Raw genomic sequence first — 1042 nt, forward strand, 5'->3', positions numbered from 1 at the left:
TGTGGTAGATGCCGTCTCCGTCGGTAAGGAAGACGCTCAAGCCCGGCATTTCGCCCTTCGGAAACCAGATCTTGCCGGCTTTCAGCAGCTCTGCCGCGCTCGTGTAATTATACTCCGTGCCGCTTTCGGCATCGATGCTGACCTGGAAATCCTTGTTGAAATCGGTGCCGAACGACGAGAGCCACGGAAATGTCCAACCCATGCGCTTCTTGAACGCTTCGATCTTGGCAATCGGCGCCAGCGAGATCGCCGCGAACGAGGTGTCGCGGTCGGCCATGTGAACGACCGTGCCGGCGACGCTGTCCATCAGGTGCGAGCAGCTCCTGCATCCCTCGTCCCAGCCCGGGTCGAACATGAAATGATAGATGATAAGCTGGTGCCGGTGCTCGAACAGATCGCGCAGGCTCACCGGCCCGTTCAGTCCTTCGAAGATGTAGTTCTGCTCGATCTTGACCATCGGCAGCTTGCGGCGATCGGCGCTGAGCGCATCGCGCTGCCGGGTGGCCTCCTTTTCCTTCGCGAGCAACTTCTTGCGGGCGACAAGCCACTCAGCGCGCGAGACGATTTGCGGATAGTTCATCTTGACCTCCCGTGTTTTGTAAATTTTGGATGATTCTGCTGACGGCATTGCCAGCACGATGCCTGGCGATAAACGCGGCTACTCCGCCAGCGGAAGCCGCGCCGATCGCAATCGTTGCGGCCGTGGAAATGCACAAGGGACACATGAGGACCTCCTTCCTCGATTTGAACGCGACCATTCGCGTTCACGGTGATGTCGGGCAGGAGAGGCTCAATTCGACACGGACAGAGGATTTATTTGGTGCGCCGCGCCGACTGTTGTTCGACTGCCGCCAACGCGGCCGCCAGACTGACGCCCGAGGTCTCAGCCAGGGTGACGCAGATCTCCGCAGACCGGCTCATCGACCAGGCGACGCATGAACCCTATTTCCGCGCCAAGCTGAAGATCGCCGAGACCCTACCGCCCGGCGTGAAGGCCGACCAGCTTTATCCCGGAACGCCGGTCGAAGCCTTCATCAACATC

2 protein-coding genes are annotated in these 1042 nt (G+C 59.9%); one reads left to right on the forward strand and one right to left on the reverse strand.

Going from position 1 to position 1042, the window contains the following annotated elements; all coding sequences use genetic code 11:
• On the reverse strand, positions 1-580 hold a 580-nt coding region (locus AC4FWB_RS34585; RefSeq protein WP_491030696.1), incomplete at its 3' end, for a DUF899 domain-containing protein.
• 240 nt (positions 581-820) lie between these two features.
• Here AC4FWB_RS34585 and AC4FWB_RS34590 point away from each other — a divergent pair.
• On the forward strand, positions 821-1042 hold a 222-nt coding region (locus AC4FWB_RS34590; protein WP_491030697.1), incomplete at its 3' end, for a beta-barrel domain-containing protein.

The organism is Mesorhizobium sp. LEGMi-168a (assembly GCF_058312955.1).